The sequence below is a fragment of the Binatus sp. (SeqCode) genome (genome assembly GCF_049584895.1).
Classification (GTDB): domain Bacteria; phylum Desulfobacterota; class Binatia; order Binatales; family Binataceae; genus Binatus.
On record NZ_JBAUYR010000050.1, the window covers coordinates 1 to 2,142 of the forward strand.

2 protein-coding genes and 1 pseudogene are annotated in these 2,142 nt (G+C 59.9%); 1 reads left to right on the plus strand and 2 read right to left on the minus strand.

What is annotated here, in order from left to right:
- Nucleotides 1-250, minus strand: a pseudogene (locus WB650_RS09940) (NADP-dependent oxidoreductase); the annotation flags it as partial.
- A 224-nt stretch (nt 251-474) separates the two neighbouring features.
- Between WB650_RS09940 and WB650_RS09945 the strand changes: the two are divergent.
- The gene (locus tag WB650_RS09945) at nt 475-1,233 is read left to right on the plus strand and encodes a YfbM family protein (RefSeq protein WP_423960298.1); all 759 of its coding nucleotides are present in this window, start codon (nt 475-477) and stop codon (nt 1,231-1,233) included.
- A 3-nt stretch (nt 1,234-1,236) separates the two neighbouring features.
- Here the strand turns inward: WB650_RS09945 and WB650_RS09950 are convergent, their stop codons facing one another.
- Nucleotides 1,237-1,944, minus strand: a complete 708-nt coding sequence (locus WB650_RS09950) for an enoyl-CoA hydratase/isomerase family protein (RefSeq protein WP_423960300.1) — start codon at nt 1,942-1,944, stop codon at nt 1,237-1,239.
- Nucleotides 1,945-2,142 lie beyond the last annotated feature (198 nt).

Below are 2,142 nucleotides of genomic sequence, written 5' to 3' on the forward strand. Positions count from 1 at the left end.
GCTTGGACTCGACCACCTGTCCTACCGTGCCGGCCTTCATCGTCTGCCCGAGCGGAATCGCCGGTATGTAGGTATCCATCGACATCCAGCCGCGCTGCGTGGGATCGAACGAGAACGCCAGGTTGCGCATCAGCACCTGTCCATCCTTGAGCGCCGGAACCGCGGTCTCATTCCAGGCGAAGTCGCTCTCCTTGATTATGCCGTGCGGGCGCGCCGCCAGCAGCCATTGCCGATTTTTGAGTTCTGCCATCTTGAATTTCCCCTCACTGCGAGTGTGACTTGGACTTAGCCGATAAGCGCCCTTCAAACAAGGAACGCTTCGCGACGGAACGCGTCGCGACATGCTGGTACGACGTTGGCGCATGACCGGCTCAAATCCTAATATCGTGCGGACAAACCGTTCGGCGCTGCTGGCTTCAGGCGAATGATGCGGGAATACTAATTGTAGGATTTCATTAGGGGAGGAGCCGCGACATGTCGATGATGGGCCGCTTCGTACAGGTCTCGCCGGATCGCCTGAAACAGATTATTGAGGATCCTTCAGGCGTCGAAGGACTTTTTGTCACCGAGCAGGTTTCCCAGGCCATTCCGAAAATGATGGAGACGCTGCAAGCTTCGCTGCGGAAGCGCACGCCGCAGATGCTCGCCGCCTCGATAGCTGCGATGGATCCTGCAAAACGCGAGATGGTCTTGAAGGGGTATGCTGCTGCGGGCGTGGACGTCGACGCACTCGCGCGCGGCGAAGTCAGCGGTGAGACGCTGGCGAATTTGATGATGGAGCGCGGTCGCGCTTTGGCTGCCGCCGCCGGACTGAAGCCGCCGCCCGCATCAACCAACAAGGCGCAAGCCTCGGGCAAAGGCGCGAGCATCTCGATCGAGAAGGCGTGGCACGGCTTGCACTACCTGTTGTGCGGCCAGGCCGTGCCCGGATCGGACCTCGCGAGCCAGGTGGTGATGGGCGGGACGGACGTCGGCGAGGACCTCGGCTACGGACCTGCACGCTACTTCGACGCCGCCAAAGTCGCCGCGATTGCCAACGAGCTAACTCGGCCAAATCTCGAAGCGGAGATGATGGCGCGATGGGATCCGGATCAGATGACAAATCTGGGAATCTATCCCGCAGTATTCGAGCCCGACGACGACCAGTGGTTGATGGACGCGTTCCGAAAGGTGCGACAATTCTTCGTTGATGCGAGCGCCGCCAATCTCGCCGTCGTGACGTGTCTGGAGTGAGCGTTAGAACAAGCGCTGACCGAAGAAGACCGCGTTGATGTCGCGCTTCGACGACGCGAGCGCGTCGCGCGATTTCGCCGCCATTGTTTTCGCCAGTTCATGCGCGGCCGGCATCAGCGCTTCGGGTTTGACGACACGATTAAGCGCGCCCATCGCGAACAACTCCTCGGCCTTGTAGTGGCAGCACATCAGGATCGCTTCTTTCGCGCGCCACGGACCGAGCATAGCTGCGAGCACGCTGGCGGGAGCGCCGCGATACGGTACGTCGAGATCCACCTCGGGCACCCAGAACTCCGCGCCTTCGACTGCGATTGCGAAATCGAACGCGAGCGCGAAAGACCATCCACCGCCGACCGCGTAGCCGTTGATCGCGCCAATCGTGATCTGATCCAGATGCGCGAGCACGTCGAACGCGCGTCCTATAAGCCGCGGCCAACGTTTGCCGAACTCGCTCATGCGTCGGCGCCGCTCGGCGGGATCGACTACCGCGCCCGCCGGAGATTCGAACATCGATTTGTCCGCGCCGGCGCAGAACGCAGTGCCTTTGCCGGTCACGATTAGCACGCGGCAATCGCGATCGTCGCGGACCGCATGCAGGTGACGCTCGAAGTCGAGGATGACCGCCTGGTCGAGGCAGTTGCGGCGCTCGGGCCGGTTGAAGGTGATCGTCGTAATCGGACCGTCATGTTCGACGAGGAAGTTTTCTGTCATGCGCTCAGCTCCAATGCCGCCGAGCCTACGACTCGTGAAGCGCTCATTACAATAGTTCGTTTCGGCTTATGAATTACGATTTTGAGGCTCATATGATCAGTCCTTGATAGGACAGGCCAAGTCAGGCCAAGTTTCCACGATTTCGATCACTTTTTTTTATTCTTAAGGCAACGAGCAAAACGGGTTAGGGATTTAATC

Bases quoted from the DNA above. Each gene is read 5' to 3' on its own strand.
- WB650_RS09945 (WP_423960298.1), top strand. From the start codon at position 475: ATGTCGATGATGGGCCGCTTCGTACAGGTCTCGCCGGATCGCCTGAAA.
- WB650_RS09950 (WP_423960300.1), bottom strand. From the start codon at position 1,944: ATGACAGAAAACTTCCTCGTCGAACATGACGGTCCGATTACGACGATC.